We start from the raw sequence: 206 nt of genomic DNA, 5'->3' as shown, positions 1-206 counted from the left end.
CGCACCATTATTTAGAATGTGTTTCTTTCATTAGATGACCATTCATTGTTGGGCTATCGCCAAGCGGTAAGGCACCGGCTTTTGATGCCGGCATTCCCTGGTTCGAATCCAGGTAGCCCAGCCACATACAACGTTATTTAGACAAACCATAAGTCTTCTTAACTATACTCTTCGCTAGAGTAAAAGCTTTGCTGCGGTCGTGGCGG

General features: G+C 46.1%; 1 tRNA gene. It reads left to right on the top strand.

The window, feature by feature from the left end:
• The first annotated feature begins 49 nt into the window (after window positions 1–49).
• A tRNA-Gln gene (locus AB4154_RS22380) sits at window positions 50–124 on the top strand.
• The last annotated feature ends 82 nt before the right edge of the window (window positions 125–206 follow it).

The organism is Vibrio sp. 10N.286.51.B11, from assembly GCF_041469245.1.
Classification (GTDB): domain Bacteria; phylum Pseudomonadota; class Gammaproteobacteria; order Enterobacterales; family Vibrionaceae; genus Vibrio; species Vibrio crassostreae_C.
This window is presented reverse-complemented; position numbering and strand designations above follow the sequence as displayed.